Origin of the sequence: Bacillus sp. CH_48 (assembly GCF_038008465.1) — a bacterium.
Classification (GTDB): Bacteria; Bacillota; Bacilli; order Bacillales; family Bacillaceae_G; genus Bacillus_A; species Bacillus_A thuringiensis_S.
On sequence record NZ_JBBOZF010000001.1, the window covers coordinates 3928173 to 3943997 of the forward strand.

Consider the following 15825-nt stretch of genomic DNA (forward strand, 5'->3'; position numbering starts at 1 on the left):
AATTAAGTATAACAAATTGGCTGGGGAAAAAAACAGCCAATTGGACGGTGTTATATCCAGCCAATTTTACTATGCTAAATATGGAAGGGGAGATTCGGATGAAACGATGGCAAATGGAATGGCTCCTAGTATCAGTAGCATTAGTATGGGGAGCAAATTATACAATAGGAAAGTATGGAGTGGCATATATGTCATCCATTCAATTTAATAGTTTACGATTTTTAGTAGCATCTCCGGTATTATTACTTATTACATTTATGATGGAACGCTCATTATGTATTGAAAGAAAAGATTGGTTACGATTAGTAGCAGTCGGTATCGTTGGAACGACAATGTATCAAACGATGTTTATGCTATCTGTAAAATATACTTCCGCAACGAACGCCTCATTATTAATTGCAATGTCACCTATTTTTACAGGGATATTAGCAGTATTGCACAAACAAGAACGTTTTTCGATGAAAGTACAAATTGGTTCAGTAGTAGCGTTTATTGGTGCAGCATTCGTGTTATTAACAGGACATACAGGAGGAGCTACTTATGAATATGCGTGGCTCGGGAATATAATTGGATTAGTCGCAGCAATTGCGTGGGGATGGTATCCAATATTAGCGCAACCTCTTATTACAAAATACTCCGCAATGAGAGTTACATCATGGTCTACTTTAATTGGAATTGTACCACTTGTTATATACTGTTTATTCAACGTAAACTCTTTAACATGGCCAGTAGATACGCCAAGCTGGGGTTCACTAGCATATTCAATCATCTTTGCGACCATCTTCGGACTAGCAATGTGGTATGTCGGTATTAGTCAAATAGGCTCAACGAAAGTAATGGTTTATATGTATCTCGTACCATTGTTCGCAGTTATCTTTGCGGCAGTTACAATTGGAGAGCAAATTAATATGATGCAACTCGTTGGCGGACTTATTATCTTCATCGGCTTATATGTTGTAAAAAAAGGCGGAATCAAAAAGCCTGCTTTCAATTTGAAAAAAGTCAGTTAATAGTAAAAATGATCTCTTTCATATAGAAGGAGATCATTTTTGTTTTCGTAATAAAAGTGCTTGTTCAACCGCCCATTTTTGATGATCGTGAATGAGAAGCTTAACAGCAAGTAATGGAGACATCCATCGTAAAACATGATCCTCCCCACAGTTTTCAGTTTGTTTCTGCACCATGTTCGCAATATAAAAGAATCCATCATTCAAATAATATGTATCTTCCTTTTCTGCATAAAAATATCGAGCCGCATTACCGATATACTGATCAATTTTAATTGCCCATCCTAATTCCTCTAGTAGTTCACGGTGCAAGCATTCTTCTTTTGTTTCATTACCTTCCATACCGCCACCAGGTAAAAAGTAACGGTCACCTTTTTGGATAACAGCAATCATTGAAGAAGATGAATGGAAAATAACTGCATAACAACTAGGTCTTAATACATAATGAACGGTACGCTTTTTCGAGCCAAACGTAAGTTTTGAAATCATAAAACACGACCTTTCTCTATAAAATACATAAAAGGGATATTAAGGTAAATGCAGAATGATATAAGTATAATCTTAATAGATTGGAGTGGTAACAACATGATAAATCGAAAATGTTCAAGGTGTAAAGAGATAACGGGTACAATACATGGGGGTAAAAAAATTAAGGAAGAATTTTTATGTGAGGACTGTTTGCAAAAAGGAATTGCGAGCGGGGAAATCGAATTATCACAAGTGGAGAAAGAACAAACTTCGTATCTTTCTATAAAAATATTAAAAATAATGAGTGTGATTTATTTAATAGGATCAATTATAACCGCTTTTTCTGCTGGAGCATTTATACAGGATCCAGGGCTTGGTGGAATATCTTTTTCAATAACAGGTGCAGTTGGTGTTATGATAATTGGATCGATATTTCAGTCTGTTCTTGTATTTTGTGGAATATGGGTATTCATCCTTTTAGTAGAAACGGTTATTAAAATTTATGAAAAAATGAAGTGAGTGAAAGGGAGAAACATATGCAAGTAAGAAACATCCAAGGGGAAGATTATGTAAAGATTCATTCTGTTTTAAATGATTGGTGGGGCGGTAGAGATATGGCTGCTATGTTGCCAAAACTGTTCTTCGTTCATTTTCAAGAAACGAGTTTTATCATTGAAGAAGATGGCGAAACGTTAGGTTTCTTATGTGGATTCTTTTCACAAACATATAAAGATGAAGCATATGTTCATTTTATCGGTGTCAATCCGAAGTATAGAAGAAGAGGAATCGCATCGACATTGTATTCTTATTTCTTTGATATCGCTCGTGCAAATAATCGTAAAGTTGTAAAAGCAATTACGTCACCAATTAACAAAAAGTCGATACAGTTTCATCAAGAAATCGGTTTTCGAATTGAGGCCGGGGATGATGAGGTAGAGGGTGTATCGGTACATACAAATTATGATGGGAACGGCGGTAGTAGAGTTTTGTTTTTGAAAAATGTGTAAAAGTAGGCTAGCTTAACGGTAGCCTTTTTGTTGTGAGGAGATAAAAATATGGAGAGTAAACAAAGTAGAAATGAATACTTACGACGCATTTATAAAGTGCAAGATTATATAGAATCACACATAAATGATTCACTATCCATTGAAGAGCTAGCGGATATAGCAGGATTTTCAAAGTTTCATTTTCATCGGATTTTCAAGGGGATAGTAGACGAGCCATTATCACGGTATGTAAACCGATTGAAGTTAGAAAGGGCAACAAATCTACTTACATATCGCACAGATATGACGATTACACATATTGCGTATCACTTCGGGTTTACAGATTCAGCAGTTTTCTCCCGCACATTTAAAAGTCATTACGGAATAAGTCCATCTCAATATCGAAACGATAATAGCAAGAATTGCAAAGACGTAAGGAGAGCTTCTCAATACAATAAGTGTAAGAAGGTTCGAGGAAATGTTGAAATTGTAACAGCGGACGATATACACGTCGCATACATAAGGCATATCGGTATATATGAAGAGTTAACGATAGCTTTTCCAAAAATGATAGAGAAATTATTTCATTACGCAGCGAAGGAAAACTGTCATGTATTTGAGGATACGAAAGTATTAACCATTTACCACGATCATCATGAATTTACTGAAGAAAATCATTTAAGAACAAGTTTATGTATAAAAATTCCAGAGGGGTCCCCAGTAGAAACGAGCGACATTGGAATAATGGTAATACCTTCTGGAAAGTATGCGGTAGGTCATTTTGAAATATTCCAGGATGAATATAAAGGAGCATGGGATTTCTTATACGGTGAGTGGCTTCCTAATAGCGGATATAAACCGAGAGATTCGTATCCTTTTGAAATGTATAAAAATGACCCAAGACGGCACCCGGAAAATAAACATATAGTTGATATATATGTACCGATCGAACCTTTTTAATTATGGGTTAAAGGGGAATAAAAATGAAAACTGCTGAAAAGTTAGATTTGATTATAAAAGAAGAGTATAAAAATATTAATGGGATGTTAGTAGTACAAAAAGGTGATGTTATTTTTGAAAAATATTATAACGGTCACGGTCCAGATGATGCATTTCATATAGCGTCAGTCACAAAAACGATTATTTCTGCGTTAATTGGACTATGTGTAGATAAAGGCTATATAAAAAGCGTTGATCAAAGAGTAATAGAATTTTTCCCGGAATATAACGTTAATTCATCTGAAATAACAGTACGACATCTGTTGACAATGACAGCTCCACATCCTTTCGTAGACTGGCAGGAACCGTTAGAAGAACTATGTATGCAACGAGATTGGGTACAGTATACGTTAAATAGGATAGGACAAGGCGGAGAAATTGGATCTTTTAAATATTCATCTGCAGGAGCACATGTACTATCAGCGATTATTACGAGTGTAACAGGAAAAAGTGCCCGTGAGTTTGCGAATGAATACTTATTTCAACCACTCGGCATGAGCGAAATTTCAAACTACACTATGAAAGCATTTGGATTTGATGACTTATTCGGAAAAGATGTAAAGGGATGGGTTCACGATCCAAATGGTATTTCGACAGGCGGATGGGGACTAACGTTAACGGTTAGGGATATGGCTAAGTTTGGACAGTTGTGTTTGAATGAAGGTATTCATAATGGAAAACAAATACTATCAAAATCATGGATAAAAGAATCGACAGAAATGAACCAAAATCAATATGGTTACTTATGGTGGTTACGAGAAGAAAATGGAATCTTTTCATACTGTGCAATGGGTGATGGTGGGAATATGGTTTGTTGTATTCCAGAGAAGGAATTGGTGGTGGTGATTGCTTCTGAGGTTGTGCCAGAAACAAAGGATAGATGGAGATTAATCAAAGAGTATATACTTTTAAAAGAGTAATGGTGAACTTGTAGAAAAATTTAAACGCTCCCCGTAACTTTCCTCAATAAAAAATCGTTAAACATTAGGAAGGGTTATTAATCACGAATGGGGGAGAACCATGAAAATTCTAATTCTAGGCGGTACACGATTTTTAGGAAGAGCATTTGTAGATGAGGCTTTACAGAGAGGGCATGAAATTACGTTATTTAACCGAGGAACAAACAAAGAAATTTTTTCTAATGTGGAGCAGTTAACCGGTGACAGAAATAACGATGTATCAAGTTTAAAAAATCGAACGTGGGATGTTGTCATAGACACATGTGGATTCTCTCCGCATCATATTAGGAATGTTGGAGAAGTGCTTAAAGATAATATTGAACACTATATATTCATCTCAAGCCTTTCCGTATATAAAGATTGGATTCTGCATGACATAAAAGAAGACTATATATTACAACCTGAACCGACGGAAGAGCAAATAAAGGCTGTAGAGAATGGTGAAATATCTCCTTATGAGCATTATGGTGCGCTGAAAGTATTATGCGAAAAAGAAGCAGAGAAGTATTGGCCGGGGCGTGTTTTACACGTAAGAGCAGGACTTCTTTCAGGAATGTTCGATTATACAGATCGACTTCCATACTGGATCGGGCGTGTAGCAAAAGGAGGTAAAGTGTTAGTTCCAGGAAGAAAAGACCGTCCAGTACAGATAGTTGATATAAAAGACGTCGCAAACTGGGGACTAAACATGGCAGAAAACAAAAATGCAGGTACATTCAATGTAACAGGTCCGAATGATGATTTGACGATGGAAGAGCTATTAAATACGTGTAAAAAAGTTACGAATAGTGATGCTGAATTCGTTTGGATAGATGAATCGTTTATGAATGAACATAAAGTGCAGCCTTGGACAGAGATGCCTTTATGGCTTCCAGAAACTTTTTCATTAGAAGGTGAAACGAAGCCGTGGAAAGGTGGATTTTCAATTAGTATTGAAAGTGCTGTTAAAGAAGGACTTACTTTTAGAAGGTTAGGACATACAGTTACAGATGTGTATGAGTGGATGAAGAGTGTGGACGAATGGGAATTAAAAGCAGGTATTTCAGGGGAGAGGGAGAAGGAATTGTTAGAAAGATGGTATCAATAAATTTAGCGGTGTCCTTTGAATATACTTGATTGCACATAAGGAGGAGAAAAGGTGATGTGGAAAGACACCATTCACAGTATCTCATCAAACTTAAGCTTAAAAAATTCGGCTACGAAGGAGGAACTTACTGATATACAACAATGTATACATGTGGAGTTACCGAATGATTTATATCAATTATTACAGGAAACAAATGGTATAGAAGGTGAATACGGTGACTTTATATGGTCTGCTTCAAAAATTAAAACTGAAAATATGAGTATGAGAAATATAGTTGATTTTAAGGATTTATACATGCCTTTTGACTGTTTATTATTTTTTGCTGATGGCGGAAATGGTGATTTGTTTGGCTATTCCATTTTGAATGGAAAAGTGCAAAGAGATGATATATATGTATGGAATCATGAAAATGATAGTAGAACGTGGGTTGCTCCTTCTTTAAAGACTTTTATGGAGTGGTGGGAGAGTGGGAAGATAATAATTTAAATATAGTATCAAAAAAAGCGCCTTGTTACTAAAGAAACAAGGCGCTTTTTCACGAATAATTAATCTACTACTCAATCGGTTCTTCCCCATACATCTCCCATAGCTTAGGAAACATCTTTTTTAAACCTTCTTCATCGTCTTCATTCCAGTCAAATTCAAAATCTACATCGTCGAATTCTTCATTAGATAAGACATGGTAAAGTGTAAAGTAAGTATCATCTTCGTCACCAGTTTTTTCTGCATATACAGTGAAACCGAAATATAAAGAAAGTTCTTCAATCTCTGGGACGTCATACTCACTCAAGTTTTCTAATACAGGAATTAATCGTTCTGGATCTTCAATACAAGCTTCGTATGTCTCTTTTCCTTGATATAATAACCATCCACGGAAGTAATCGAAAGTATCATCTGAACAGCCACCCATAATAATATAGGCTGCTGCCCATAAACGGGAGGTATAGGAATCTTTCAAAATACGATGCATATGCGTATCGAAAGCAACAATTTCATGTACTGTATGTTTAGCAAGGTGGGAAGTAAGCCATTCTATTTGTTCTACTTGTTCCTCACCTTTCGTTTTTGCACGATTAAGTAGTTCCCAAAATTCTTCTTCGGTTATTGTCTTTTCTTTTATGTAATCTTCCCCTTGAATAGGGTTTATATATCCTTTTTTACGTTTGGAAGCAACTAGTTTATTAGCTTCTTTCATACATTCTTCTTCTGTTTCAAACTCTTTCGCTTTCACACTGCCAGCTGTGCCGATTTTTCCGTAAAACACAACATAGTCTTTTTCTTTCACAACGATTTTCCAAAACTTATTTGATTTCTCAGTTTGCTGGATTAATAACGTTTCCATCCGTACCCCCATAATGTTTTCTAGTGTGCAATGTGATTGTAACATATGTATATACACTTGTAATGATGAAAAATAAGAGTTCGGAAAATTCGAAAACGATTGAATGAAGTGGATAAATTTAGTAACCTTATTTGTACAGTAATTACATAATTGTTTTGTAATAATTCGATATTTATATGAGGGGGCATTACGGATGGATCTTACGTTTAAAGTAGAGGAAACATGTTTTAATTACCGAGTCGGAGCAATTTGTAAACAAGGTAATAAACTACTTATTCAGCAATGTGACGGTGAAGATTTTTGGTACGTACCAGGCGGAAGAGTGAAAATGTTAGAGAATAGTGAGGATGCGTTAAAACGAGAGCTTGCAGAAGAATTAGGTGTTCCTATGAAAGGGAAAAGATTAATATGGTCAGTAGAAAATTTCTTTACACTTTCTGAGCGAAAGTTTCATGAAATTAGTTTTTATTATGAAGTAGAGCTACATGAGTTACCTGCAAATGGAGTGGATCAATATATTTTGGAAGAAGAGGATAGAACGTATTTGTTTAGGTGGGTGCCAGTAGAAGAGTTAGAGGCATATAATTTACAGCCTGCGTTTATAAAAGAAAAAGTAAATGATATAGCAGTTCATATAGAACATATCGTTTTAAAAGATTAAATGTATTCGGAGGGGAAAATGGTGAAGGGGACTAAAAAAGAGGTACATATAAATGACAAAGTAATTTATTACACACATATCGAAAAAGGTTCTAGTAGGATTTGCTTTATGTTCTCCGGTTCAGGATACAATTACGATAAACCGTTATTTTATTATGCGACGATGCTTATGCTCGAAAATAAAATAGATGTAGTACATATTCATTATTCTTATGACGAACAAGTAATGAATAAAACAATGGAAGAAATAACGAAAGTAATGATGGATGATATTAATCCTATAATGAAGGGCGTATTAAAAGGTAAGCAATATAACGATACTATGTTTTTAGGGAAATCACTCGGAACAATTCCGATTGCAAATGATTTAATGAAGAGAGACGAATTCGCGCAGTCAAAAATGATACTACTTACACCTTTACTGACGTTTGATACAATTTTTGATTCTATCTTACATAGTCGACACGAAGGGTTTTTAGTTATTGGGGATAAAGATTACCAATACAATGCAGATCAAATTGATCAGTTATATAAAACGAATTTACAGATTGAAGTTGTCAAAAATGCAAATCATTCTGTAAATGTTGGGGGATATGAAACGGAAAATTCAATTGAGGCTATAGCGAAAATAATAGGAGAACTTAAAGAAGTTGTTAGGACAAACTAACCTATTAATACATGCAAAAGAGGTGCGAATTGCACCTCTTTTACTTTAATAAGCCTTCAAAACATGAAGTAAATAATCCTTACGGTTCAGCGGATTATAATCAACACGTTTTCGAGTAGGGAAGGGAGCCATAAGCTTTGTGAAACCAGCTGGCTTCGTTGTAAATATGCCGTCTCCTTCTGTAAATGAATGTAGCATTCGTTTAAAATTCTCTGTTTTTGCAACAGGTAATGATCCTGTTAACTGGTAAGAGTTATTATTCAATATAGGCTCTCTAAAAGTTGCTGGAACGGCAGCGAGCTTATACATCGCGGTACTAATTGCGTGCTCCGGTACAGTTAATTCAAACTCGTTTATTGGTTCATATACATGTGTTTCAGCTTGCTTTAAAGCATCCATTAATACGATCGGTGTTAAATTTCTAAAGTCACTCGCTGTTGTAACAGGACTAGCATAACCAGTATGTGTTAACGTGACGATAATATCTGTAACTTCCCATCCATATAATCCTTGTTTTAACGTTTGAAATACCGTATCTTCAATCGCTTTATGGAATGCTAATGGAAGTGATCCAAGCTCAACACCTAAGTTATACGTTATGCCAGAATTAAGTTCACCACGCTCCACTTCGAAGCCAATTGTTGCGTAAAATGGATTCGCTTTTTCGCCCATTACTTCAACGCTATTCCCTATGCCAATTGGTTTCTCAATACATACAACTCGTGTATTTGAGAAAGTAACCTGCAAATTATACTTCTCAAAAAGTGTGGTTTCAATTACTTCTTTTTGCACTTCACCGAAAAGGCGAATGTATAGTTCCTTATGAACATCATCTTTCCACACTTTAATGAGTGGATCTTCTTCACAGAGTTCCATAAGTGCAGCGTATAAATCATGAATTCTTTCTTTTGATACTGCATCAATGGCCGCTTCCATTTGTGGTTCGGCAAAGTGAATATCTTTTATATAACGAGTCCGTTCACCGATAATATCACCAATTTTAATATCATTCAGTCCCCACACTTTGCAAAATTCTCCGCTAGGAACGATAGAAGCTTGAACAACATTCCCGTTATGAAATAGACATATTTTCTTAACCTTTTCTTTATGCCCCAGAACGTCTCCGCGCTGTATATCAACATATTTTCTTACGTGTAAACGACCAGAAAAAACTCTTACATAAGCAATCTTTTCTCCAGAAGGTTCACGTTCAATTTTAAACACAACACCGGATAATGTTTCGTTTTCTGCCGACTTATTAGCTGGAAATAAGGTTGAAATATTTTCGAGCAGTTCAGTTACACCTATACCTGTCATGGCTGAACCGAAAAAGATTGGGTACACACTTGCTTGCTGTATTTGTTTTTCGAGTTCTTCTCTTAATAATACGTCCGGTACGATTTCATCATTTACATATGACGCAAGTAACGATTCATTATATGGCGCTAACAGTTCCGTACAATCGTCATATGATTTGTATGCAATAATCCGGGCTCCTTTCGTTCCTACGTTTAGAACAGAGTAGAAGGGGAATGCTTCATTTGAAAGAATCTCTTTTATTTGTTTCATAACTTTTTCAGTATTTGCGCCATTACGATCAATTTTATTTACGAATAATATTGTTGGTATGTTTAGTTTCTGTAATGTTCGCATTAAAATCTTCGTTTGTGCTTGCACACCTTCAACGGCAGAAATAACTAAAATCGCACCGTCTAAAACGCGGAAGGATCGCTCCACTTCAGCGATAAAATCAGCGTGTCCAGGTGTATCAATTACATTTACTTTTAAGTCATTTATATAGAAAGAAACGACAGATGCTTTAATCGTAATTCCGCGCTGTCTTTCTAATTCCATTGAGTCAGTTTGTGTATTACCACTATCAACTCGGCCAATTTCTTTAATTACATTTGTTTCATAAAGAATACGCTCAGTCAAACTCGTCTTGCCAGCGTCTACGTGCGCGACAATCCCTATATTTATTGTTGTCATATTTAAATATCCTCATTTCATTTTCCATTTTCATTTCCTCATTTCTATTTGTGTATTGCCGCATTACAATCACTCTCCAGTTCTTTAAATTAGTATTATTATAGTGCAATTAACATTATTTGTAACGCTACAAAGCGCCTTAATTTGGAAAAAATAAAATAAAAACAAAATGCTTGCATTCTAAATCGATATAGATTATATTAATTGACATATCAACTATTGATACATCAAATGTTTTTATTTTGATTGTAAAGGAGGGGTAATTTGACAAGTTCATGCTCAAAAGAAGCGATTATTTTATATAAATTACACTTTCTAAATAAAGAAGTAAGTTCGAAATTTGAAGGGTGTACGGGTATGAGCCAGTCTCGATTAGAGCTTATACTTCAATTATTTGAAGTAGGTGAAATTAGTCAAAAAGCACTTCAGCAAGAAGTGAATATTGATAATGCTGCGATAACAAGGCATTTAAAGCAGCTTGAGGCCAATGAAATGATTGTAAGACGTAAAAATCCAGAAGATAACAGAATTACGTTAGTTTCTCTTACTGAAGAGGGACGAAATAAAATTCAAGCGTTTCAAGAGGAAAAAGAACGTTTTGCAGCATCTGCATTTAAAGGATTAAGTGAGGAAGAACGCGATAATCTTTTAAATATGTTAAATCACATTCAAGAAAATATAAAAGAATTATAAAAAAGGGAGAATACAACTATGACTAACTCAGTAAAAACAAATGATTTTAACGAAATTTTAACAGGACGTCGTTCAATTCGTAAGTACGACCCTTCAGTGAAAATTAGCAAAGAAGAAATGACAGAAATTCTTACAGAAGCAACACTTGCACCATCTTCAGTAAACATGCAACCATGGAGATTCGTAGTGATTGAAAGTGACGAAGCGAAAGCAACACTTGCGCCACTTGCGAAATTCAATCAATCTCAAGTAGAAACATCTTCAGCAATGATTGCTTTATTTGGTGATTTAAACAACTTTGATAACGCAGAAGAAATTTACGGTACAGCAGTAGAGCGTGGACTTATGCCAGCAGAAGTAAAAGAAGATCAAATGAAAAAACTTTCAGCTTACTTCTCTATGGTTACACCAGAAGTAATGAAAGATACAGTATTAATTGACGGTGGTCTTGTAGCGATGCAATTTATGCTAGCAGCTCGTGCACACGGTTATGATACTTGTCCAATTGGTGGATTTGAAAAAGACCAAATTGCAGAAGCATTTGGACTAGATAAAGAACGCTACGTACCAGTTATGTTAATTTCAATCGGGAAAGCTGCAGACAGTGGTTACCAATCAGTACGTCTTCCAATTGAAAAAGTTGCAGAGTGGAAATAATTTTATAAAAGAACTTCAATAAGTGAAAGATGAGAGGGGAAGCACCATGATTATTATTCACGCAATATTTCAAGTAGATCCAGCGAAACAACAAGCATTTTTAGAAGAAATTCGTCCGCTTATTCATGGTTCAAGAGAAGAAAGTGGAAATGTATCTTATGACTTATATAAAGATACAGAAAAAGAAAGTGTTTATACGATGGTAGAAGTATGGAAAGATGAAGCAGCAGTTGCGAGCCATAATACGAGTGAACACTTCACATCTTTCGTTAGTAAAGCAGCACAATTTTTAACTGCTCCGCTTAATATAAAAGCTTATAATGGAGAATTAGTAAAATAAGAAGGTAGAAAAAGATGACTTTAGCATATGGCTGAAGTCATCTTTTTTGTATAAGTAGAATCCATCTTGGACTCAGTTATGTTGATAGATAAGCGTTGCTCGCATCCTCAGTAACAGCGCTGAATTGTATGTTAAATTCGAACATTCGGTTTATTGGGATATTTTTCCGTGGTATAATTTTCTTGTAAATAAAAGGTAGAGGGGAGTAAGTAATGGGAGAATTTCAAAGTAATTTGCATACGGCAACGCAACTTGCAACGAAAATGAGAACTGCTTCAGATAGAATGCAAAGTGCTACTAGTCGCTCTATAAATAAGGCAACGCGTACGACACTATCTGTGAACTTCAAAGCACAAGAAGCAAATCAACAAAATTTACAGATCACGAAACAATTTTGTACTGCTTTTCAACAAACAATTGATAATATCCATTCCGTAGCAAATGAATTTGAGAAAATGGATACAGGACTTCAAAAGACTTTTCAATAATGTAACAACCTACGTAAAGGGGAAAAGGTAGGGAGAAAAGATGAGTCAAGGAATTGAAACGAGAATCAATCAATGTAATCAAAAATTACGAATTATATTTGAAGAACAAAATGAAAACCGAATCGCGCTGCAAAATCAAGAACGAGCTGAGGCTAGTTTTCATGAATGGAAAAATAGAAGTAATCGTTTATTTAACCGAATACTAGAAACTTGGTATGGTGACAAAGAAGCATTTCACTTTTTTACGAATATGCGGCAAGAGATCGGGCAGTATGAAAGAAAACTTACATTCGAATTAGAAAACGAAAAAGAGACGTTGCTTAAAGAAAAACGGCATCTCAGCGAGAAAGAAAACAACCTTTCCTATGAACAGCAGCAACTACAAAGGGAGGCCAATACATGAGTTTAAACATGTATTTGGGAGAAGTACAAAGTCAAACTCAAAGTATGAACGCTATATGTAATGCTACGATTCAAAGTATGGAACAAGCCATTCAATCTATTGATGCATTTGCGATAGACACAGTATTACAAGGACAAACATACAGTAGTGCAAAAGCCTACCTTGTCCAAACGTTTCGGCCATTAGCGCAAGGAATCATATGCTTATGTGAAGAATTAATTCGCCAAAATGAAGCATTTCCAAATGAGTTCCAAGCGAAAGTTGCTTCGACAGATGTGATTGAACAAGAAATAAGAGAACAAATAAGGGGAATTAATCAATCGATTACAAGTATAGAAGCAATAGAAGTACTTACACCAATGCCCGGAGTAGGTGCAATTGTAACGGTATTAGGTGCAATGAGAAAAAAACTGGAAGAAAAACTAGAGCATTTATATGAATTCAATCATTCATCCAGCAACAACTACAGCACCGCTCTCCAATTAGCAGCTAGCATCACAGCCGGACTCGCTGAAGTGCAAAGTGGGAAAGGATTTAGTCCTGTGAGTGGTACGTTTAGTACACAAGGGTTGAATATGGATTGGGTGAGTTCGATTCAGGGGATTATAGAAGAAACAGCTCGAAAAAATGATCAGTCAATTAAAGATATAGAAACAAATAACATAATTGAGAAGAAATCTCCGGTTAGAAATGCTTGGGACGATGCGGCAGACGGTATAGTTAGCACGTTTGAAACAGCGAAAAAGATGTGGGAAGCTATTCAAAGAGGATCGGGGAAAGCTGTTGGTGATGAAATCGAGTCCGCAATAGCTTTAAGTAATATGGACATAGGAACTTTTATTAATGTAACCTATGCACTTTTCCATTTGGATGAAACTGCAAAAAATATGTGGCATGCATTTTCAAATAAAATAAAACGAGATATGATAGAGGGAGATGCAGAGAGTCGTACAGAATTGACTACCTATGGATTAACACAAATAGCTACCACAATATTAGGCGATAGGGCACTAAATAAAGTAGGCCATATCACAAAAGGAGCAAAAGCATCAAGTGGAGTAAGTACATTTGCTAACGCAGTAAAACTAGCAAAAGAATTGCAGCCTACGCTTGAAATGTTACAATCATTTAAGAGAGGGGCTTCCTATGCATTCTCTAGTGTTGGTGGAACTATCATAACCAAAATACCACAAGGTGAATTGATAGAAGCTTATTATAAGTTTGCGAAGTCTAAAGATGGTGGTAAGGGTAAACCTAGCAGTAACAAAAATACAAATGTAGACAATTTTGATGCAAAAACAGCTACAAATAAGCAAAAAGGTAATTATGGTGAAATAAAATCTAGTGACAATTTATTGAATAATCAAAGTTTAAAAGAAGCTGGATTTGATTTAAAGCCAGTCGGAAAAAGTGCACCAACAGGTATAAATGATAAAATAGTAAAAGGAATTGATGGATTATACGAAAATGCAAATCCAAATTCAAATATTAAATATGTTATTGATGAAGCTAAGTTTGGTAGTTCACAATTGGGGAAAACTAAAGATGGACGACAAATGTCAAATGATTGGTTGAACGGTTCTGAAACTGGAAAAAGTAGAATATTGAAAGCTGTTGATGGAGATGAAGTATTAGCAGAAAAGATTGCGAATGCATTGGAAGATAGTGAAGTTGAAAGAGTATTATCAAAAGTCGATAGTAGTGGAAACGTAAAAACATATAGGTTAGATGAAGAAGGAAACAATATTGGAGAATGGCCATAATTTAGAAGCTAGGAGGAATTAAATAGAATGAGAGATCAATTGTGCATAGAAGAAAAATGTAAAAAAGGAATAGAACTCCATAAAAAGTTTATTGAAGATAATAGAGAGGAGATTAGAAGTTTAGAAGAAGATGAAAAGAATGGTATACAAAGAAAGCCTAAAGATAATATAAGTATTATAGAAGGAAGATATTTAAGGAATTTTATACATGAGATGAACGACATTAGAGCAATGTATTCTTTAGGAGAAGACATTAGCACAATGGAAGTATATTTTTATAATGCAATGGATGATTTAGAGCATACAGGAGCTAGCAAAGTGGGTTATATATATATGCTTTGGATAATTTCTTTAGGAATTTTGTTAGAAACGGATAAAAAGAATATAGAAAGATTAAAAAAGATAGTTGATACAAAAAATATGAATGACGCAGTAATTGATTTCCTCTTATGCGCTAGTGATATTGGATACACAAACATGACGAACAGATATTATAAAGAAAATCCATATGCAAAAACGAGAGAGATTATAGAACTTGCACAAATAGATAAAAAAGAAGCATCTAAAAGATTACAAACGTACATGGAGAAAGAATGGTTTAAAGGTCATTATGATTATGAGTGGAAAAATGCGCATAAAGAACCTGGATATGTAGGATATTGGAGCTTTGAAACGGCAGCGCTTGCAAAAATTTTGGAACTGGATGATACAAGTTTAAAAGATAATAACCATTATCCATATGATTTGGCACATTATAAAAATGAAATGAAATTCAAGCATATAGACCTAAGTGAATATCACTATGAAGATGAGACAGAAGAAATTGAGGAAATAGTAGAAGGAATTGAACATAATCCTGCATTGGAAAACATTATTCCGCCAAAATGGCATTCATTGGTCAATGAATTAATACATGATTATAAGAATATGGATGATAGTAGTTTTTATGAAAAATACAAAAAAACGATAGGAATAGGTCAAGTGTGGTTCTTACCACAAGAGTATGAAGAAGAAAATGAACAAAAAAATCTATTAGGAAGTTTAATTGTGTTTGCCCTGACGGTAAGAGATTATATATTACAATTGGACTATAAAGAAGATTTAGAGGACTACATCGATAATCTTAAAAATTTCTGGAATGTTTCAGAAACAAAGTTAGTTCAATTTATGTTAGAGAATGATCAAAATTATTATGCATGGGTACCAAAAGAAGCAAGCATCCCAAATATGTATGAAGTGAAGATAGAGAGTGTCGATGTAGAGGAAGTTCTATAATGAACAAATCGAAATATACGCATCATGAGTAACGTTAAAAAA

19 protein-coding genes are annotated in these 15825 nt (G+C 35.0%); 16 read left to right on the forward strand and 3 right to left on the reverse strand.

Annotated elements, in window-relative coordinates; all coding sequences use genetic code 11:
* Positions 1–98 precede the first annotated feature (98 nt).
* Entirely contained in the window at positions 99–1010 is a 912-nt protein-coding gene (locus tag N2V92_RS19695; RefSeq protein ID WP_042598203.1) for a DMT family transporter, read from the forward strand.
* 33 nt (positions 1011–1043) lie between these two features.
* Here the strand turns inward: N2V92_RS19695 and N2V92_RS19700 are convergent, their stop codons facing one another.
* Positions 1044–1496, reverse strand: coding sequence for an NUDIX hydrolase (locus tag N2V92_RS19700; RefSeq protein ID WP_000624005.1), 453 nt, complete (start codon positions 1494–1496; stop codon positions 1044–1046).
* Positions 1497–1592: 96 nt separating this feature from the next.
* Between N2V92_RS19700 and N2V92_RS19705 the strand changes: the two genes are divergently transcribed.
* The 6 genes from N2V92_RS19705 to N2V92_RS19730 all read left to right on the forward strand — a co-directional run bounded on the left by N2V92_RS19705 (position 1593) and on the right by N2V92_RS19730 (position 5992).
* Positions 1593–1994 carry a DUF3980 domain-containing protein gene (locus tag N2V92_RS19705; RefSeq protein ID WP_044782852.1) on the forward strand — a complete coding sequence of 134 codons (402 nt, stop codon included), beginning with the start codon at positions 1593–1595 and terminating at the stop codon, positions 1992–1994.
* A 17-nt stretch (positions 1995–2011) separates the two neighbouring features.
* Positions 2012–2482 (forward strand): GNAT family N-acetyltransferase, encoded by a 471-nt coding sequence (locus N2V92_RS19710; RefSeq protein ID WP_001198087.1) that lies wholly within the window; start codon positions 2012–2014, stop codon positions 2480–2482.
* A gap of 48 nt (positions 2483–2530) precedes the next feature.
* The gene (locus tag N2V92_RS19715; RefSeq protein WP_042598199.1) at positions 2531–3421 is read left to right on the forward strand and encodes an AraC family transcriptional regulator; all 891 of its coding nucleotides are present in this window, start codon (positions 2531–2533) and stop codon (positions 3419–3421) included.
* A 23-nt stretch (positions 3422–3444) separates the two neighbouring features.
* Complete coding sequence (locus N2V92_RS19720) at positions 3445–4380, forward strand: serine hydrolase domain-containing protein (RefSeq protein WP_042598197.1); 936 nt, start codon at positions 3445–3447, stop codon at positions 4378–4380.
* Between the two features lie 100 nt (positions 4381–4480).
* Positions 4481–5506: an SDR family oxidoreductase gene (locus N2V92_RS19725; RefSeq protein WP_000697691.1), complete on the forward strand. Its 1026-nt coding sequence runs from the start codon at positions 4481–4483 to the stop codon at positions 5504–5506.
* A 54-nt stretch (positions 5507–5560) separates the two neighbouring features.
* Entirely contained in the window at positions 5561–5992 is a 432-nt protein-coding gene (locus N2V92_RS19730; RefSeq protein ID WP_000265344.1) for an SMI1/KNR4 family protein, read from the forward strand.
* 67 nt (positions 5993–6059) lie between these two features.
* Here N2V92_RS19730 and N2V92_RS19735 read toward each other — a convergent pair whose 3' ends face one another.
* A complete protein-coding gene (locus N2V92_RS19735; RefSeq protein WP_042598193.1) occupies positions 6060–6848 on the reverse strand; it encodes a DUF4240 domain-containing protein in 789 nt (262 codons plus the stop codon).
* Positions 6849–7041: 193 nt separating this feature from the next.
* Here N2V92_RS19735 and N2V92_RS19740 point away from each other — a divergent pair, with 193 nt between their 5' ends.
* The gene (locus tag N2V92_RS19740) at positions 7042–7509 is read left to right on the forward strand and encodes an NUDIX hydrolase (RefSeq protein WP_000366255.1); all 468 of its coding nucleotides are present in this window, start codon (positions 7042–7044) and stop codon (positions 7507–7509) included.
* Complete coding sequence (locus N2V92_RS19745; protein WP_153599624.1) at positions 7510–8175, forward strand: alpha/beta hydrolase; 666 nt, start codon at positions 7510–7512, stop codon at positions 8173–8175. It begins immediately after the preceding gene.
* Between the two features lie 45 nt (positions 8176–8220).
* On the opposite strand, the gene N2V92_RS19750 is transcribed toward N2V92_RS19745, so the two are convergent.
* On the reverse strand, positions 8221–10164 hold the full coding sequence (locus N2V92_RS19750; protein WP_042598191.1) for an elongation factor G: 1944 nt from the start codon (positions 10162–10164) through the stop codon (positions 8221–8223).
* Positions 10165–10428: 264 nt separating this feature from the next.
* Between N2V92_RS19750 and N2V92_RS19755 the strand changes: the two genes are divergently transcribed.
* The 7 genes from N2V92_RS19755 to N2V92_RS19785 all read left to right on the forward strand — a co-directional run bounded on the left by N2V92_RS19755 (position 10429) and on the right by N2V92_RS19785 (position 15783).
* Positions 10429–10857: a MarR family winged helix-turn-helix transcriptional regulator gene (locus N2V92_RS19755; RefSeq protein ID WP_000204164.1), complete on the forward strand. Its 429-nt coding sequence runs from the start codon at positions 10429–10431 to the stop codon at positions 10855–10857.
* Between the two features lie 18 nt (positions 10858–10875).
* Positions 10876–11514 (forward strand): nitroreductase family protein, encoded by a 639-nt coding sequence (locus tag N2V92_RS19760; RefSeq protein ID WP_000185391.1) that lies wholly within the window; start codon positions 10876–10878, stop codon positions 11512–11514.
* 46 nt (positions 11515–11560) lie between these two features.
* On the forward strand, positions 11561–11854 hold the full coding sequence (locus N2V92_RS19765; RefSeq protein ID WP_042598189.1) for a putative quinol monooxygenase: 294 nt from the start codon (positions 11561–11563) through the stop codon (positions 11852–11854).
* A 212-nt stretch (positions 11855–12066) separates the two neighbouring features.
* Entirely contained in the window at positions 12067–12342 is a 276-nt protein-coding gene (locus tag N2V92_RS19770; protein WP_017763328.1) for a TIGR04197 family type VII secretion effector, read from the forward strand.
* A gap of 40 nt (positions 12343–12382) precedes the next feature.
* Positions 12383–12745: a DUF3958 family protein gene (locus tag N2V92_RS19775; RefSeq protein WP_000077521.1), complete on the forward strand. Its 363-nt coding sequence runs from the start codon at positions 12383–12385 to the stop codon at positions 12743–12745.
* The gene (locus N2V92_RS19780) at positions 12742–14508 is read left to right on the forward strand and encodes a T7SS effector LXG polymorphic toxin (RefSeq protein ID WP_044798025.1); all 1767 of its coding nucleotides are present in this window, start codon (positions 12742–12744) and stop codon (positions 14506–14508) included. Before N2V92_RS19775 ends, N2V92_RS19780 begins: the two co-directional genes overlap by 4 nt.
* Before the next feature lie 27 nt (positions 14509–14535).
* On the forward strand, positions 14536–15783 hold the full coding sequence (locus N2V92_RS19785; RefSeq protein ID WP_044798024.1) for a PoNi-like cognate immunity protein: 1248 nt from the start codon (positions 14536–14538) through the stop codon (positions 15781–15783).
* Positions 15784–15825 lie beyond the last annotated feature (42 nt).